This window comes from Bartonella sp. AP150HLJHH, from assembly GCF_042196385.1.
GTDB lineage: Bacteria > Pseudomonadota > Alphaproteobacteria > Rhizobiales > Rhizobiaceae > Bartonella.
On record NZ_JBHIQC010000004.1, the window covers coordinates 101,319 to 117,587 of the forward strand.

The 16,269-nt window shown below is 35.5% G+C and carries 15 protein-coding genes, 1 tRNA gene and 1 pseudogene; 10 read left to right on the top strand and 7 right to left on the bottom strand.

All coding sequences use genetic code 11. The features are described from left to right. Positions 1 to 3: 3 nt before the first annotated feature. The 6 genes from rnr to ACFING_RS03380 all read left to right on the top strand — a co-directional run bounded on the left by rnr (position 4) and on the right by ACFING_RS03380 (position 6,083). Entirely contained in the window at positions 4 to 2,280 is a 2,277-nt protein-coding gene (gene rnr / locus ACFING_RS03355; protein WP_375613410.1) for a ribonuclease R, read from the top strand. Positions 2,281 to 2,556: 276 nt separating this feature from the next. Continuing rightward, positions 2,557 to 3,729, top strand: coding sequence for an MFS transporter (locus tag ACFING_RS03360; protein ID WP_273791015.1), 1,173 nt, complete (start codon positions 2,557 to 2,559; stop codon positions 3,727 to 3,729). Positions 3,730 to 3,831: 102 nt separating this feature from the next. Next, on the top strand, positions 3,832 to 3,999 hold the full coding sequence (rpmG, locus tag ACFING_RS03365; RefSeq protein WP_004864083.1) for a 50S ribosomal protein L33: 168 nt from the start codon (positions 3,832 to 3,834) through the stop codon (positions 3,997 to 3,999). 349 nt (positions 4,000 to 4,348) lie between these two features. Further along, complete coding sequence (locus tag ACFING_RS03370) at positions 4,349 to 4,912, top strand: thermonuclease family protein (RefSeq protein ID WP_375628149.1); 564 nt, start codon at positions 4,349 to 4,351, stop codon at positions 4,910 to 4,912. Between the two features lie 28 nt (positions 4,913 to 4,940). Then, entirely contained in the window at positions 4,941 to 5,570 is a 630-nt protein-coding gene (locus ACFING_RS03375; protein WP_375613408.1) for a uracil-DNA glycosylase family protein, read from the top strand. Positions 5,571 to 5,591: 21 nt separating this feature from the next. Next, entirely contained in the window at positions 5,592 to 6,083 is a 492-nt protein-coding gene (locus tag ACFING_RS03380) for an Lrp/AsnC family transcriptional regulator (RefSeq protein ID WP_375608344.1), read from the top strand. Positions 6,084 to 6,110: 27 nt separating this feature from the next. Here the strand turns inward: ACFING_RS03380 and cobT are convergent, their stop codons facing one another. From cobT to glpD, 3 genes are all read right to left on the bottom strand, one after another. Further along, complete coding sequence (gene cobT, locus ACFING_RS03385; RefSeq protein WP_375621284.1) at positions 6,111 to 7,118, bottom strand: nicotinate-nucleotide--dimethylbenzimidazole phosphoribosyltransferase; 1,008 nt, start codon at positions 7,116 to 7,118, stop codon at positions 6,111 to 6,113. A gap of 392 nt (positions 7,119 to 7,510) precedes the next feature. Then, positions 7,511 to 8,491 (bottom strand): tRNA dihydrouridine(20/20a) synthase DusA, encoded by a 981-nt coding sequence (gene dusA / locus ACFING_RS03390; protein WP_375629884.1) that lies wholly within the window; start codon positions 8,489 to 8,491, stop codon positions 7,511 to 7,513. Positions 8,492 to 9,192: 701 nt separating this feature from the next. Then, positions 9,193 to 10,722 (bottom strand): glycerol-3-phosphate dehydrogenase, encoded by a 1,530-nt coding sequence (glpD, locus tag ACFING_RS03395; RefSeq protein ID WP_375629886.1) that lies wholly within the window; start codon positions 10,720 to 10,722, stop codon positions 9,193 to 9,195. A gap of 345 nt (positions 10,723 to 11,067) precedes the next feature. Here glpD and ACFING_RS03400 point away from each other — a divergent pair, with 345 nt between their 5' ends. The 4 genes from ACFING_RS03400 to ACFING_RS03415 all read left to right on the top strand — a co-directional run bounded on the left by ACFING_RS03400 (position 11,068) and on the right by ACFING_RS03415 (position 14,323). Further along, the gene (locus tag ACFING_RS03400) at positions 11,068 to 11,940 is read left to right on the top strand and encodes a DsbA family protein (protein WP_375629889.1); all 873 of its coding nucleotides are present in this window, start codon (positions 11,068 to 11,070) and stop codon (positions 11,938 to 11,940) included. A 241-nt stretch (positions 11,941 to 12,181) separates the two neighbouring features. Continuing rightward, complete coding sequence (gene accB, locus ACFING_RS03405; protein ID WP_273787930.1) at positions 12,182 to 12,679, top strand: acetyl-CoA carboxylase biotin carboxyl carrier protein; 498 nt, start codon at positions 12,182 to 12,184, stop codon at positions 12,677 to 12,679. Between the two features lie 14 nt (positions 12,680 to 12,693). Next, a complete protein-coding gene (gene accC, locus ACFING_RS03410; protein WP_375629892.1) occupies positions 12,694 to 14,052 on the top strand; it encodes an acetyl-CoA carboxylase biotin carboxylase subunit in 1,359 nt (452 codons plus the stop codon). Positions 14,053 to 14,247: 195 nt separating this feature from the next. Beyond that, positions 14,248 to 14,323 (top strand) — tRNA-Thr (locus tag ACFING_RS03415). A gap of 99 nt (positions 14,324 to 14,422) precedes the next feature. Here ACFING_RS03415 and ACFING_RS03420 read toward each other — a convergent pair. The 4 genes and pseudogenes from ACFING_RS03420 to ACFING_RS03435 form a co-directional block, all read right to left on the bottom strand. Further along, a complete protein-coding gene (locus tag ACFING_RS03420; RefSeq protein ID WP_015856272.1) occupies positions 14,423 to 14,626 on the bottom strand; it encodes an AlpA family transcriptional regulator in 204 nt (67 codons plus the stop codon). Between the two features lie 80 nt (positions 14,627 to 14,706). Further along, a pseudogene (locus ACFING_RS03425) lies at positions 14,707 to 14,986 on the bottom strand (hypothetical protein). Next, positions 14,983 to 15,720: a Rha family transcriptional regulator gene (locus ACFING_RS03430; protein ID WP_375629895.1), complete on the bottom strand. Its 738-nt coding sequence runs from the start codon at positions 15,718 to 15,720 to the stop codon at positions 14,983 to 14,985. The pseudogene ACFING_RS03425 and the gene ACFING_RS03430 overlap by 4 nt, the downstream one beginning before the upstream one ends. A 360-nt stretch (positions 15,721 to 16,080) precedes the next feature. Next, a partial coding sequence (locus ACFING_RS03435; protein ID WP_375629898.1) for a phage antirepressor KilAC domain-containing protein occupies positions 16,081 to 16,269 on the bottom strand: 189 nt, incomplete at its 5' end.

Here is a 16,269-nt window from a genome sequence, read left to right on the forward strand (position 1 = left end):
ATTTTGGCTAAAGGTGAAAAAAACATAAAATATCTCTCTTCATTCAAGGGGAAAACTTTTCCCAATAAGGAAGCAATCCTTTCCTTTATAATTGAGAATCCTAACCACTCAAGTAAACGAGAAATCGCTAAAGCTTTTAACTTAAAAGGCGATTCTCGTATCTGGCTTAGAGATATGTTACGTGAGTTAAAGGATCAAAATCTCATATCTAAACACCACAAAAGAGCAATAAACAAAGGAAAATTACCCCCTGTTTCTTTAGTAAAAATTAGCGGACGTGATAAAGATGGAAGTTTTATTGCACAACCTCTTGAATGGGAAGATTCTCCAAAGCCCAATATTGAAATACACTCTTTTCATCACATAACAGGAAGTAATATTGGTGTTGGAGATCATATTCTTGTAAAAGTTTTTCGAAATAAAAATTCTGAAAGCTCAAGCCATCCTTATACGGGACGAATTATTCGTAAAATTGATGTATCTCCCAAAAGCGCATTTGCTATTGTACGAAAATTGGAAAATAATCAATGGCGCCTTGATCCTATAGACCGCAAAACCAATGAACTCATTGTTGAAATGTCTCCAGAAATGAAGATTCAAATTGGTGATCTCGTTGAAGTCGAAATAAAAAAAAATACTGGTTACGGATTAAAGAGCGCAAAAATAAAGAATGTTTTAGGGCACATTAAGAGTGAGAAAACACTCTCAATGATAGCGCTTCTTTCGAAAGGAATTCCTTATATTTTTCCTGAAAGTGTTCTTGAGCAAGCCAAACATATCAAAGCTGCCAATATGGATAATCGTGAAGATTGGCGACAATTACCCTTTATTACAATTGATCCACCAGATGCAAAAGACCATGATGATGCAGTTTATGCAACCAAGGATAAGGATCCAGCAAATAATGATGGTTGGATTATTATTGTAGCCATTGCAGATGTTTCTTATTATATCAAAACAGGAAGTGCTTTAGATAAAGAAGCATTGAAACGTGGAAATTCTGTTTATTTTCCCGATACCGTTGTGCCAATGTTACCTGAACGCCTTTCTCATGATTTATGTTCTCTGCGTGAAGGAAAAGAAAGACCAGCTTTAGCCGTTCGTATGATTTTTGATGCAAACGGTAATAAACGAAAACATAGTTTTCATCGTACTATGATTCGTGTAAGAGCCAAACTTTCTTATCAAGAAGTACAATTGGCAATTGAAGGTAATATAAATGAAAAAATAACCCCTCTTTTTGAGAGCATTTTGCACCCCTTATGGGAAGCCTATGCATGCCTTAAAGCTGCGCGAAATCGTCGCCAACCACTAGAATTAGAAATTGCAGAAAAAAAGATTATTCTTGATCAAAATGGATGCATAAAAGATGTTGTGAGTGAAACACAATTAGAAGCGCATCGTTTAATTGAAGAGTTTATGATACAAGCTAATATTGCAGCTTCTGAAACATTAAAACAACATCACCAGCCGCTCATTTATCGTATTCATGAAAAACCTTCTCTTGCTAAGCAAGAAATACTTCGGAGCTTTCTTCAAAGTTTGGGGATACCACTCTCCCGCGGAAGCGAACTTACCTCAGCGCGCCTTAATAGAATTTTAGAAAAGGTCGCTCATACTCAACAACAAGAACTAGTCAATCAAGTTATTTTGCGTTCACAATCACAAGCAGAGTACAACCCTAAAAATAGTGGCCATTTTGGTTTGAATTTGCAGAACTATACACATTTTACATCACCAATCCGTCGTTATGCTGATCTCATTATTCATCGAGCACTCATTAAAGCTCTCAAATTAGGAAATGATCAATTAACAGATACACAAGAACAAAATCTTGCAGAAATTGCTACGCAAGTTTCTTTATACGAACGCCGTGCAATGATGGCTGAAAGAGAAACGATTGATCGGCTTGTTGCTCACTATTTAACGAATAAAATCGGTCGTATTTTTACAGGCCGCATTTCCGGAGTTACAAAAGCAGGTCTTTTTATCTCACTTGATAAACTCAATACAGATGGTTTTGTCCATATTTCTACACTTAAAAATGATTATTATCATTTTGATGAAGCACAACATGTTCTTGTAGGACAGCGTAGCCATAAAGGCTATCAGCTCAGTGATGTTGTAGAAGTAAAACTTATAACGGTACAACCTTTTGCTGGCGCTTTATGCTTTGAACTGTTAACAAAACCTCGTCCAATAAAATTTTCACCGACATCCTACCATAAAAACAAATTAAAAAAACAAAAGTATACTTTTTATGGGAAAAGAAAAAATTAATCTTCTTGCCCTCCATTAAATATAATATGAATAATAAATTCAATTTAAGAAATGGCTTATATTATATAATATTTATATTATTTTATATGTACAATCTTCTTTCTTTAGTATACAAGAGGGTAAATTTTATTGTTAAGTCTATAATAACCATATAAAAATCTTGCAGTTTTTTATACTTAGGAAATGAGAGAAACTGCAAAGGATAGTTTTGGCTCCCTTTCATTTCAGCTCATCTTTTCATTGTTTAAATAAACAAGAGTACCTTAAGCCATTCTCATGAAAAAAAAACCTTTTGACTCTCAAAATAATTCTTTGCGTGCAATTATTGCAGCTATTGCAACCATTGGCACTGTTGGAACAGCATTGGCAATGGGAACACAACTTGTCTCTCTTCTTATGGCAGAGAAAGGACTTTCCAACAGTACAATCGGCTATAGTGGAACAGTTGGTGGAATCGCCACAATTATTGCAGCTATTTTTACGTCTCGAATTGCCTTATGCTTAGGAATCGCTCAAACAATATTGCTTATGATGGCGATAGGATCTTTAAGTTTTTTAGGATTCTATTTTTTTGATCCCATATGGATTTGGTTTATTTTAAAGTTTATATTACATTTCAGCATGACAGTTATGTTTATCCTATCAGAGTTTTGGATCAACAGTTATGCTCCCCCAAAAAAACGCGGTTTGATCCTTTCTATTTATGCTATTGTCTTAGGATTAGGGTTTATAATAGGTCTAACGCTGCTAGCAAAAGTGGGAACACAAGGATTTATTCCTTTTGCTGTTGGATATAGCCTTATTATACTTGCTACTATACCAATTCTTACCGCTTGGAAATTAAGTCCAGAATTTCAAAAAAATCAATATATGCCATTTTTTCGTTATCTTTTTCACGTTCCAAGTGCAATGATGGCGGTCCTTGTTTACGGGGCCATTCAAATGGGCGTATTAACTCTTATAATACCCTTTAGTTTATCCATTGGTTATAATGAGAATGAAGCAGCACATTTTATGGCAACCCTTGCACTTGGGAATATTTTCCTCTTAATTCCTATCAGCATTATAAGCGACTACGCCAAAGATCGACGCTACCCGCTGATGAGTTGCGCTATTCTAGGTTTTATAGGAACTTTTATAGTACCATGGATTCTTCAATATCCATGGATTCTGATGCTTGATTTGTTTTTTCTGGGTGGTGTATCAGCGAGCCTTTATACAATTAGTCTTGCACATTTAGGAGCCCGTCTCAAGGGGCAAGAACTTGCTGCTGCTAATTCTGCTTTTATTTTTTGTTATGGAATTGGTATGCTCATCGGACCGACCTTTATCGGAAAATCCATGGATATCTTTAAACCCTTTGGTTTTTCAATAGCCATGGCTGTTTTTTTCGGTTTATATGTCATTTTGGTGTTTGTCCAACTTATGAGAAAATTAATCAGCTCTTGACTTTTTTGAGAACATCCGTAGTGTTGCCGGAAAATCTGATGATGTCGGAAATAAGTTTTGACAGCAATAATATTTTTTCAGTATAAATAGGGTATTTACATTATGGCTAAAGCAGCAACCATTAAGATCAAGCTTTTATCAACTGCAGATACTGGTTTTTTCTATGTAACAAAGAAAAACAGCCGTACAATGACAGATAAAATGAGCAAGCGTAAATATGATCCAGTTGTAAAAAAGCACGTTGAATTTAAGGAAACAAAAATTAAATAAATAAAATTATTATTAAATTGATAGATTTTATACTCCAAAAGAAATGTGGGAGTATTGCTCTTCAAAGTTATTTTTTGAGGGATGTTTTTTTATTTCCTTAAGTTTAAAAAGTTTACTTTAAACTTTGTATGTTTTGTACGGATTTGGATAAGTTGATTTATTATTTAAGTTGCTTACATATATTCTGTATGAGTATTTGATTATTGTGATATCTAATGAAAATTTTGTCATTAAAACGAAACACTGTTTCGTCATATGAATAAAGTTTCTCGGGTCAATTATAAACAATACTAAAATTATAAACAATACTAAAATAGAGTTATAATAATGTTAGCAGTTTCTTTATTTCATGAAAAAATCTTTTTCTCATTTTAATCTAAGAAGCTTTAATCTAAAAGTTATCGGTTTCAGTATTTTTGTCGCTGCTAGCATTCTTATCATTATGTCAACTTATTTTAAGAAAACTCAGCGGTTGCCTCAAAAAGAAAAATTTTCTTCTCAAAACTCTGTTGAAGGAAATGCATTAATCATTGATGGCGATACCATTATGATTTCTTCAATTAAGATTCGACTAGCTGGAATTGATGCTCCTGAACTCCACCAATTTTGTGGAAAAAAGGAAGCGCGCTACCCTTGTGGGCTTGAGGCAAAAAAATATTTAGAACAACTATTAAAAAATCAAACTGTTACATGTCACTGGAAAAAAACAGATAAATATCGCCGTATTCTTGCAACATGTAAAACAAAACAAGTTAGCAATATCAACGCAACACTTGTACATAATGGTTGGGCTGTAAATTATTATGAATACCCCAAAGAAGAGCAAGAAGCTAGAAAGAAAAAGAAAGGAATATGGGCATCAAGTTTTCAACGACCAAAAGAATGGCGCAAAGCAAATCCTCGCACAGAATAAAAAAAATATTTTTTAATTTTATTTACTAATGAAACAATGTAGCCCAATTATCAAACTTGAAAAAGAGATCTATTCCTGTCGTGTTTGCGTCCAACAACCCCATTATTTTCCTCCTCTTCCTCATGAACCAAACCCTGTCGTTTATTTATCCGATACTGCTTCGATTGCAATTGCAGGCCAAGCACCAGGGTTGCGTGTCCATGAAACGTCTATCCCTTTTAATGATCGCTCTGGTGAAAAATTGCGTAATTGGCTGGGTGTCACGAAAGAAGAATTTTATAATAAATCTCTCTTTGCTATTGTTCCTATGGGATTTTGTTTTCCAGGTTATGACAAAAATAAAGCTGATTTACCACCAAGACGTGAATGTCGAGAAATATGGCATGAAAAGATATTTCAGGCAATGCCTCAAATAAAGCTTGTTCTTGCTATTGGCAGTTATGCGCAAAAGTGGCACATTACAGAATTAAAACATAAAACCGTTTCTGCAACTGTTGGTGATTGGAGAAATATTCTTTCCATTCCTCAACCTCGAGGCTATAATGTTATGCCTTTGCCTCATCCGTCATGGCGAAATACTTCTTGGTTACAGAAAAACCCATGGTTTAACGATGAGCTTATTGTATATCTGCGTTGTTTAGTGCGTAAATTTTTATAAATTAAAATATTGAGAAAAAATATGGATCGTCTTGACCGAAAAATTTTACATCTTTTGCAAGAAAATGCGACACTTTCTGTTGCTGATATTGCTAAAAAAGTGGGACTTTCGACCACTCCTTGCTGGCGTAGAATTCAAAAACTTGAAGAAGATGGCGTCATTCAGCGTCGTGTTGCTGTTCTTTCTCCAGAAAAAGTAAACGCACACGTCACTGTTTTTGTGTCTATTCGCACAAATACACATAGTCATGAATGGTTTAAGCGTTTTTCAAAAATTGTGCAAGAATTCCGTGAAGTCATTGAATTTTATCGAATGAGCGGAGATATTGACTATTTATTGCGTGTTGTTGTGCCCAACATTGAAGCTTATGATCTTTTTTATAAAAAATTAATTTCTAAAATTGATATCCGTGATGTCTCATCTTCTTTCGCAATGGAACAGATTAAATATACAACGGAACTTCCGCTGAATTATATTAAATTACACGACAAGACGCATGAACAAAGCTCTTAAGATTTTTTATACCCGTCTTATGATCTTTTAGGCATTCAAACTTTCTTGTTCCAAAACTGCCATTTGTGCATGTGTTAAAACAGCGGCTTTGACGATACCAGCTGCCATAGCTGCTCCTGTCCCTTCACCAAGACGCATCCCCAAATCTAGAAGTGGTTCTTTGCCAATTTTTTTTAAAAGTTTACGATGAGCTGTCTCAGAAGAAACATGTCCAACAAGGGTATGATCAAGAGCTTTTGGATGCATTTTATAAAGAACCGCTGCAGCTACTGTTGCCACAAAACCATCTAAAATAACGGGTATTTTTTCTATTCTTGCTGCTAAAATAGCACCAACCATAGCAGCAATCTCACGTCCTCCTAAGCGACGCATTATCTCAAAAGGATCATTAAAATAATCCTTATGCAAAGAAATGGCTGTCTTAACCGCTGCAATTTTACGCTGATAAAAATCACCTTCTGATTCCATACCATTTCCTGTCCATTCTTCCACTTCCCCTCCAAACAATGCTAAGCATAAAGCTGAAGCTATTGTTGTGTTTCCAATTCCCATTTCTCCAATACATAAAAGATCTGTCCCACCCGCAATGGATTCCATTCCAAATGCCATTGTAGCAGCCGCACTCCGCTCATCCATTGCGGCATCCTTCGTAATATTCATTGTTGGATATTCCAATGCTAAATCAAAAATTTTTAATCCAAGATCATACGCAATACAAATTTGATTGATAGCAGCTCCACCAGATGCAAAATTTTCTACCATTTTTTGTGTCATAGATTGTGGAAATGGTGTAATATTCTCCTCTACAATACCATGGTTTCCAGAAAAAATAGCAACCAAAGGTCGCGTTACGATAGGTTTTTCTGTACCCCTCCACCCCGCATACCAAACAGCAATATCTCCTAGTTTTCCCAATGTTCCTTGCTCTTTTGTTAAGTTTTTTTGCCGTTTTTTTGCCAAAATTATAGAAAACTCATCAGCAACAGGTAAATTTGTAAGCAAAGCACGAAAATCATCAAATGGACTAGCGATCATAAGGATACCTTTTAAAATCTACAATGTTTATGAAAATCACGTCATATATACAGGATATAAATAATTTATTGTTTTTTTAACAGTGCTTTAAAAAAGTTAAATACTATGAAGGCAATAATTTCTATATTCTATTTTCTACCCCAATAACAAACGTGCAAGATTCAAAATGTTATTAATATCTTATGACTACCTTTACAGTGATACCCTTAAGTTATTTTTTATTTAATAGGTATAATCAGCATGCCGTTTAATATATAAATTCTAACATTCTTATTCATAATAAAAGTTATAAACTTTCAAAAACTTATAAAATTAAAAGGATCAAAATTATCGCAAAGAAATCAAAACGCAAAGGATCTCAACTTTAATATATGTTAATTGTCTGACTGTTATTAAATGAGAGCATAAAAAGCTTCTTTTAAAGTACATATATCTGCGTTTGGTTTTGTCGCATCATTTGATAGTATTTGCCGCCATCGACGTGCCCCACCCCGCCCATGAAATAAACCAATCATGTGACGCGTCACATGAGAAAGCCGCCCCCCCGATGCAATATGTCGAGCCGCATAATCACACATAACCTCAATAAGATCACTCTCACTTAGACTATTCTGCGACTCACCATAGAGTTCAAAATCAATATGTTTTAACAAAGTTGGATCATGATAAACTTGGCGACCAACCATGACAGCATCACAGAAAGTTAAGTGTTCTTTGATCTCATCAATCGATTTAATTCCACCATTTATCCCAATGAATTTATGAGGATATTGACGTTTTAATTTGTAAACCCTTTCATAATTAAGGGGCGGAATATTGCGATTTTCTTTCGGACTCAATCCTTGTAGCCATGCCTTGCGTGCATGTATCCAAAGCGCATCACATCCAGCATTCCAAACCTGATTAGCCAAAAGATCTAACGCTAACTCTTCATCTTGTTCGTCCACTCCAATCCGACATTTGACAGTTACAGGTATAGTAACCTCTCGTTTCATTGCTTCTACGGCATTTGCCACAATGTCTGGATGTAGCATCAAACAAGCTCCAAAGACACCTGCTTGAACACGATTTGATGGGCAACCAACATTGAGATTTATTTCGTTGTAGCCAAAATCCTCAGCAATTCGTGCAGCTTCTGCTAACTTTTTCGGATCTGCGCCCCCTAATTGTAATGCAACTGGACATTCTTTGTCGCTAAAAGCCAACAATTGTTCGCGAACACCATGAATGACAGCATCTGCTACCATCATTTCCGTATAAAGGAGAGCTTTTTTCGTTAAAAGACGATAAAAAAATCTACAATGTCGGTCTGTCCAGTCCAACATTGGTGCTACTGCAAATTTTATAGGCGATGGAAGGTTGTAAAATATCATGAGGGTATTACTCTCATGTCCCTATAGCTCTCTCTTTATACATAAAAAAATACTTACTTTTAGTTTACGGAAAATTTTATTCTCTTATACTATCATGAGTATAATAACAGCTCATTATTTTCAATTGATATCAAGGTTTACTACAATCAATCATGCCACAACACAATATCGCATTTCTCATAGATTAGTGTTCAGGTATATAAACATGAAAAAAGAAGATTTTTACTATAATATAAAAAACTCATTTATAAGTTCTTCTTATTACGCTCTTCAAGCCTCTTCCCTTACATGATTTAGTACAGCATTTAAGATAATAAATGCTAAACTAACACATTATAGAATTTTTCATGATCGATTTAATTTTCTTTAGATTTTTTTAACTCATTGTGCAAATAAACGATACAGAAAGTAGCTTTTATCTTCTCTTAAAGAAGAAAAAAACCTTATTTCACACGAATCTAATTATAAATTATTTTTTATCAATGAGTTCTTTTTGGTAATATTCTTAGATTTCACTTTATAAGATAGACAAATTTCATCTTAAATATTCTATCTAATTTTGCCATTTTGTGATTCTTGCAAAAAAAACTAAAATCAGGGTATAGACAACCATTGCCTTTTTAATATCTATAACTAATATCAGTATCTCTCGAAGGAAAATATTTTACAATATTGCAGATACAATCTGTAAAATGAAATGATCATAAACGTTGTTCAATCTCTTGTTGGCTTTGCATATAGGAAGAAAGAGTATCAACCTCTTGTTCATTAAATAGGAGCCCCAGTTTTGAACGACGCCATAACACATCTTCACATACTTTAGCCCATTCTTTTTCCATCAACCATTTTACTTCTACTTCATAAAGCCCATGTCCAAAATTTTTTCCTTTATTTGCCTTACCATGTGCAAAGATCACCAATGCTTCCGTACCGTAGGAGCGTGCAAGCCTGCGATGTGTAAAAGCATCTAAATCTGGCATTAAAAGAGCAATCCTATTTTCGATTGTATCTAATTTGTTATAGGGAAAATCACCCCCTGGAAGTACTGCCTTAGCCGTCCATGATGCTCCCTTTTTACCAAGCTCTTTTTCAACAAATTTCATCGCATCTTCAGCCAACTTACGATAAGTTGTAATCTTTCCACCATAAAGATTAAGTATCTTTGGTGTCGTTCCTGTTCCCATTTCTTTTAAAACATAATCGCGCGTAATTTCCTGTGCTTTTGAAGCTCCATCATCATAGAGTGGACGAACTCCAGAGTAAGACCAGACAATCGTTTCAGGCAACACTGGTTGTATGAAATATTCACTGGCTGCTGCACAAATATAATCAATTTCTGTATCAGTAATATGAACGTCAGCCGGATCTCCTTGATAATTACAATCTGTTGTTCCAAGTAAGGTAAACTCTTCTTGATACGGAATAGCAAATATAATACGCCCATCACCATTTTGAAAAATATAAGCACGATCATGAGTATAAAGCTTGGGAACTAAAATATGAGAACCTCTAACAAGCCGTACTGGTGGATGTTCTTTACAATCTAATATGCTTGCTAAAACATGATCAATCCAAGGACCTGTCATATTCGCGACATAAGAAGCTGTGACACTATATTCTTTGCTACTTAACTTGTCTTGAAGAAAGATACGCCATTTATTGTCTTCTTTTTTTAAAGAGAGAACTTCTGTTCGTACTTTTATATCAGCTCCCCACTTTTCTGCATCACGAGCATTGCCAATAACTAAACGCGCATCATCTACTCTTGCATCAGAATATTCAAAACCTCTCTGATATTCTTTCTTCAGTGTAGAGCAAAATTTTTGTGAAAAATTAATCGTTTTACTGCGCCACAATTTCTGATTCCAAGTCCCTAAATAATCATAAATAAAAAGTCCAAAACGCAACATCCAAGCAGGGCGCAATTCTTTATGATAAGGAAGGAGAAAACGCAAAGGACGCACAATATGTGGAGCCATACGTAAAATAATCTCGCGTTCTTTCAATGCTTCACGAACAAGTTTGAACTCATAGTGTTCAAGATAACGAAGCCCACCATGAATAAGCTTTGTTGACGCACTTGAGGTCCCAGATGCAAGATCGTTCATTTCAGCCAATCCCACTTTAAATCCGCGTCCTGCTGCATCTCTTGCCAATCCACAGCCGTTTATCCCTCCTCCAATGATAAACAGATCATAATGTGTTGTGGTTTTCATAATTTCACTTTTCATTATTTAATTTTGTTTCTCAGTACTCAATAAAGCAACAGGAAAAAATAATACAAATGTTCTTCATTGTATTATCAACGTACTTTTTCCTAAAATAAACACGCACAAAAAGCTTTTGATACCCTTATACATCAAAACAACATTTGACAAATTAAAGAGAATTTTTTTATCTTTTACAAAACATAATCCTTACCAAGCCAAGGTTTATCATATGAAATCTTTTTAGAGAAAAATTGATGTTTTTTCTCATTCTTAAAGATACACTATAACTAAACGCTTCATTGCACATAGATAGCGCTTTTCATATAGTTCACTCAATGACACCCTAAAAAATGTGAAGGTATACAAATGAATTATCACTCTCAAAACTCGAAAATAACACTTTTTTCAAAAATTTTAGTCATAGTTATGTCGAGTATTTTAATCTTTTTACCTTCTTTATCAAACGCAACATCACACTCAAAAACAGTAAATGATTTAAGCTTAGAAAAGCTTAAATCACAACTTTTGGAAGATTCTAGCTTTTTATCTAAGCTTAAAGAAAAAATGATACCACATACTGATTCTCATCATATTCAACAAATCGTCAGAGAGTATCTTCTTACTCATCCAGAAATTATGATTGAAATGCAGCTTATTCTTCAAGATAAGCTGGAAAAACAGAATGAATACGAAAACCAAAAACAAACTTCTGTCATTCATTCATTAGAAAAAGAGATTTTTCATTCTCCTCATGACGCTGTTTTGGGAAACCCAAATGGTAAAAGAGTGCTTGTCAATTTTTTTGATTACAACTGTGGTTATTGTAAAATTTCCTATTCAAATATAGAAGACTTGATAAAAGAATATCCAGATTTAAAGGTTATTATCAAGGACTTACCAATTTTAAGCTCTGATTCTATGGCAGCCCATACTGTTGCCTACGCATTTCGAAAACAATTTCCAGAGAAATATCCTCAGTTTCACAAAACGCTTTTAATGTATCAGGGTCGTGCAAATGAAGCTAAAGCTATTAAAGTAGCTGTTTCATTAGGAGCAGATGAAAAAAAACTACATAATGCAATAAAAGATCCCACTCTGCAAAACGCTTTTAAAGAAAACATTCAAATTGCCTCTGCACTTCATATTACGGGAACACCTTCTTACATCATTGGTGATAAAATATTCATCGGCGCAGCCAGACAAGATATTCTAAAACAAGCGATAGATAATACACAGTGAATACCTGATCCGTTTTAGGAAGAATACTGTAAATGAGGTAATTTTATGCTTTCTCTTTTTTGATAACAGGCTTATAAGTGCAATTTTACGTAAAGCAGATACGAGTTTAAATTGCAAACTATAATGATTTAAAGGAAATAAAAATCTTTAAAGCCTCAAAAGATCTCATCCCTAATCTAGAGATATTCGGTCATAAAATGAGATAATGACGATCTTCATTGATCAAGGAGTTAGAAATAAAATGGCAACAAAAAAAATGGATTCGGCAAAAACCGCAATTGATACGAAAATTATTCGTGATCTTGCTGAAATTTTGAATGATACCAATTTAACGAACATTGAAGTTGAACAAGGGGAGCTTCGTATTTGTGTCTCACGCCAAAATACCTTAACTTCTTCTGAGCAAGCAATCTATGCTCCTGTTTCTACTCCTACTTTTTCTGTAACATCTTCTCCGGTCCCAACAACCGAATCTCCCATACAATCTATCCAAGAAGATAAATCCAAAAACACAATAACCTCTCCAATGGTTGGAACAGCTTATCTTGCACCTTCACCAGGTGCACAACCTTTTGTAGAAGTAGGACAAAATGTTTCTGAAGGAGAGACATTACTTATTATTGAAGCCATGAAAACAATGAATCAAATTTCATCACCACGCTCCGGTACGGTAACCACTGTTCTTGTCAAAGATGGCCAACCTGTTGAATTTGGTGAACCACTTATTATTGTTGAATAAAGCGAGGGGCAACCATGATTCGAAAAATCCTCATTGCTAATCGAGGAGAAATTGCTCTTCGCGTTTTACGTGCATGTAAAGAACTTGGCATAAAAACCGTGGCTGTTCACTCTACCGCTGATGCAGATGCAATGCATGTTCGTCTTGCTGACGAAAGTGTTTGTATTGGCCCTCCTCCCGCTCGTGATTCTTATTTGAGTATTCAGCAAATTATTGCTGCTTGTGAAATTACAGGAGCGGATGCTGTTCATCCAGGTTATGGCTTTCTTTCTGAAAATGCAAAATTTGCAGATGTTCTAGAAGCCCATGATATTACATTCATCGGTCCAACAGCTACTCATATCCGCATCATGGGCGATAAAATCGAAGCAAAGAAAACCGCCAAAAAACTTGGTATTCCTGTAGTTCCAGGTTCAGATGGAGCAGTCACTGAAGAATCAGATGCTTTACGCACTGCTCGTGAAATTGGTTATCCAGTTATTATAAAAGCTTCTGCCGGTGGTGGCGGACGTGGTATGAAAGTCGTTCATTCTGAACAAGAATTTTCTATAGCTCTCAAAACAACGCGTTCAGAAGCGAAAGCTGCTTTTGGTGATGACGCTGTTTACATAGAAAAATATTTAGAAAAACCCCGTCATATTGAAATTCAAGTCATAGGTGATGGTGCGGGAAATGCTATTCATTTAGGAGAACGCGATTGTTCACTTCAACGACGGCATCAAAAAGTATGGGAAGAAGCTACGTCACCTGCACTTAATGAAACTGAACGGAAAAAAATTGGAAATATTGTTGCAAATGCCTGTGCCCAACTTAGATATCGTGGAGCTGGTACTATTGAATTTCTTTATGAAAATGGCGAATTTTATTTTATTGAAATGAATACACGTTTACAAGTCGAGCATCCTGTAACTGAAGCAATTACAGGTATAGATTTAGTCCACGAACAAATCCATATTGCATCAGGCTGTAAACTTTCAGTAACACAAGATGAAGTCTGTTTTTCTGGTCATGCCATTGAATGCCGTATTAATGCAGAAGATCCCATTAACTTTACGCCATCACCTGGAACCATTACACATTTTCATACACCTGGAGGTTTAGGGATTCGTGTTGATTCAGGCGCTTATTCAGGTTATCGTATCCCTCCTTACTATGATAGCATGATTGGAAAGCTAATTGTTCATGGACGTACCCGTTTAGAATGTATGATGCGTTTACGGCGTGCTTTAGATGAATTTGTCGTCGATGGGATAAAAACTACACTACCTCTTTTTCGCGATCTTATTAATAATCAAGATGTTGCTGATGGTAATTATAATATTCACTGGCTAGAAAATTACCTTGCTCATCAATCAAAGTCTTCAGATTCGTAATTCGATAGCAAAACGGTGCATTCTTATAAAACACTCTATAAGATATCAATATAAGGATAGTTCCAACCTTGCTGTAAAAAGTGGAAAAAGGAAATAAATTGGTTATTTTTTATATAGTTTTCTTTTAATATGCATAAAATTTAATAATTTTCTGTTTTCCTTTTTGTTAGTTTGTGCTAACTCCTACATGGTTACGCCCTTATAGCTCAGTTGGTAGAGCACCTGATTTGTAATCAGGGGGTCGGGAGTTCGAGTCTCTCTGGGGGCACCATTTTATTTCTTGAACATATTGAAATATATAGATTTTTTCTTTAAATAGCCATTTTCAGACCACCTTTTAGACCACCTTCTACAGTTTATATAATTTTACCTAATTTGTTCTTATTTGCTCCTTATTTTTCTTTGGAGTGAAGGCTAAGATCTCTTTTTTTCTCCATCTCACTGCTCTCCCTAGCTTATATGGCTCCGGAAACACCCCCTGAAGCACCCAATTGCGAATCGTTGTTGTGGATACACTAAAAAGCTGTGCACACTCACGTGTCGTTACATATCTATCTCCATCATCAAATATCATCTCATTACCTTTCTCTTTTTTATGTTACTTAATCCCCTCCTCGTCCTATAGGACGAGGAGATGAAATCAATTGTTTAAAACTAAGCCGCTTTCGTGACAGGCTTCTGCAAACTCGGATCATAAGCTCGCAACAAAGAATCCATTCTATGGGGCAGCTCTGAATCTCCAAAATCCGTTAAAACTGCTAGAATCTTTGTAATATTTGGAATTTCATCTTGAAGTTTTAAAATCAAAAGCTTTTTCTACTATGCTCATGATGTCAACCAAGTCACTACAGTCTTTGTCATCTACGTATTCACAATTGACAAACTGAGACAACGCTATCCACAAATCACATAAAAAGTCGATACTGGTATTCATTGCACACCCCCAAAGATTTGTTCTCTCAAACAAGCCAATCCTCTGGATGTGATTTTTGTTGAAGGGAGTACCTTTTCTGTACCATCTGGTCTTTGGATAGTGATAGCAGGACAGTCCATGAAACCTTTTTTGATTTTATCCTGATAAGGTAACAGAGACGCCCCTAGAGCCCGTCGATACACCCAGTCATGTTTACGCAAGTAATCGGTTAAATCTTTTGGTCGTACCTCTAACATCTTTGCTGCTTCAATAAGACCGAACAAACCATCAGAGCGTTTTAAACCATCCAAAGCTTCTGCTTTCGGTTTGAGTGTACTCACCTCATTTCTCAAATCTTCTAATTGATTGATACTCTCTAAAAGGAGTTGCTTAATCGTAAGAGGGTTTTCCAAAGCATTGGCAAGATCCATTTGTGGAACAGCTACCTGCTTTTCTAATTCTTGCCAATGGTCAATGATTTTAGCTCGTAAGGCAGTGTTGTAACCAGAAACAAGGATTAAACATTCACGCTTGGGGAGGTTATAACAGTTTTGAGGCTTTCCCTGCTTGTCTAAATAGGTGGCTTCAAATTTGAATTCACCTCTTTTCTCTCCTAATTCAGTTAACATATTTCTTATATCACGCATAACATTGCTATGTTGTTTTCCACATAACTCAGCAATCTCACGGCTAGACATAGTCTGAGTGGTCGCACTATTAGCAGTGCTTTCTTTAATTTCTATAAGTGTGTTCATTATGAACTCCTATCGATTATAGGTTTTCTATTGACACTCTAGAAGAGTGCCGGGTGCTAGAAAACACGGTCGATAGTCCGTCGCTATGTTTTTCCCAAAAAGGTATTTTATGGCATAGCCACACCCGACAGGACTACTATATGCTACGCGCATATAGTGAGTCAAAGCCTTTAATGTGCGGAAGAAAGATTGTTTCGGTAATCTATCCGCTATCGATTTAAGGTGTTTTCTAGGCACCTGATTCGACAATAGACATACTGATAGTATTTTATCAAATAAAAAATTAAAAAATCGGCGCTTATAAACTATATCGATTTCATCAGTCAGTTCGTATTTCTTTTTTATCATAATAACCTCCTCTTAATGCATGCTTTGTCTTTTAAGCTCTTGAGACAGCACTCCAATTCCTTTTGCTGTGATTTTTGCGCAAGGAATGACTTTTTCTATTCCACTTGCGGTTTGAAGTGTGATGGTTGGACAATCCATAAGTTTCTTTTGGATTTTGTCTTGATAAGGAAGCAAATTTCCACCTGCTGCTCGTCTGTAAAC

Excerpts from the sequence above, each read along its gene's own strand:
- ACFING_RS03360 (WP_273791015.1), top strand. The coding sequence starts at position 2,557 with ATGAAAAAAAAACCTTTTGACTCTCAAAATAATTCTTTGCGTGCAATT.
- rpmG (WP_004864083.1), top strand. The coding sequence starts at position 3,832 with ATGGCTAAAGCAGCAACCATTAAGATCAAGCTTTTATCAACTGCAGAT.
- ACFING_RS03370 (WP_375628149.1), top strand. The coding sequence starts at position 4,349 with ATGAAAAAATCTTTTTCTCATTTTAATCTAAGAAGCTTTAATCTAAAA.
- ACFING_RS03375 (WP_375613408.1), top strand. The coding sequence starts at position 4,941 with ATGAAACAATGTAGCCCAATTATCAAACTTGAAAAAGAGATCTATTCC.
- ACFING_RS03380 (WP_375608344.1), top strand. The coding sequence starts at position 5,592 with ATGGATCGTCTTGACCGAAAAATTTTACATCTTTTGCAAGAAAATGCG.
- cobT (WP_375621284.1), bottom strand. The coding sequence starts at position 7,118 with ATGATCGCTAGTCCATTTGATGATTTTCGTGCTTTGCTTACAAATTTA.
- dusA (WP_375629884.1), bottom strand. The coding sequence starts at position 8,491 with ATGATATTTTACAACCTTCCATCGCCTATAAAATTTGCAGTAGCACCA.
- glpD (WP_375629886.1), bottom strand. The coding sequence starts at position 10,722 with ATGAAAAGTGAAATTATGAAAACCACAACACATTATGATCTGTTTATC.
- ACFING_RS03400 (WP_375629889.1), top strand. The coding sequence starts at position 11,068 with ATGAATTATCACTCTCAAAACTCGAAAATAACACTTTTTTCAAAAATT.
- accB (WP_273787930.1), top strand. The coding sequence starts at position 12,182 with ATGGCAACAAAAAAAATGGATTCGGCAAAAACCGCAATTGATACGAAA.
- accC (WP_375629892.1), top strand. The coding sequence starts at position 12,694 with ATGATTCGAAAAATCCTCATTGCTAATCGAGGAGAAATTGCTCTTCGC.
- ACFING_RS03420 (WP_015856272.1), bottom strand. The coding sequence starts at position 14,626 with ATGATATTTGATGATGGAGATAGATATGTAACGACACGTGAGTGTGCA.
- ACFING_RS03430 (WP_375629895.1), bottom strand. The coding sequence starts at position 15,720 with ATGAACACACTTATAGAAATTAAAGAAAGCACTGCTAATAGTGCGACC.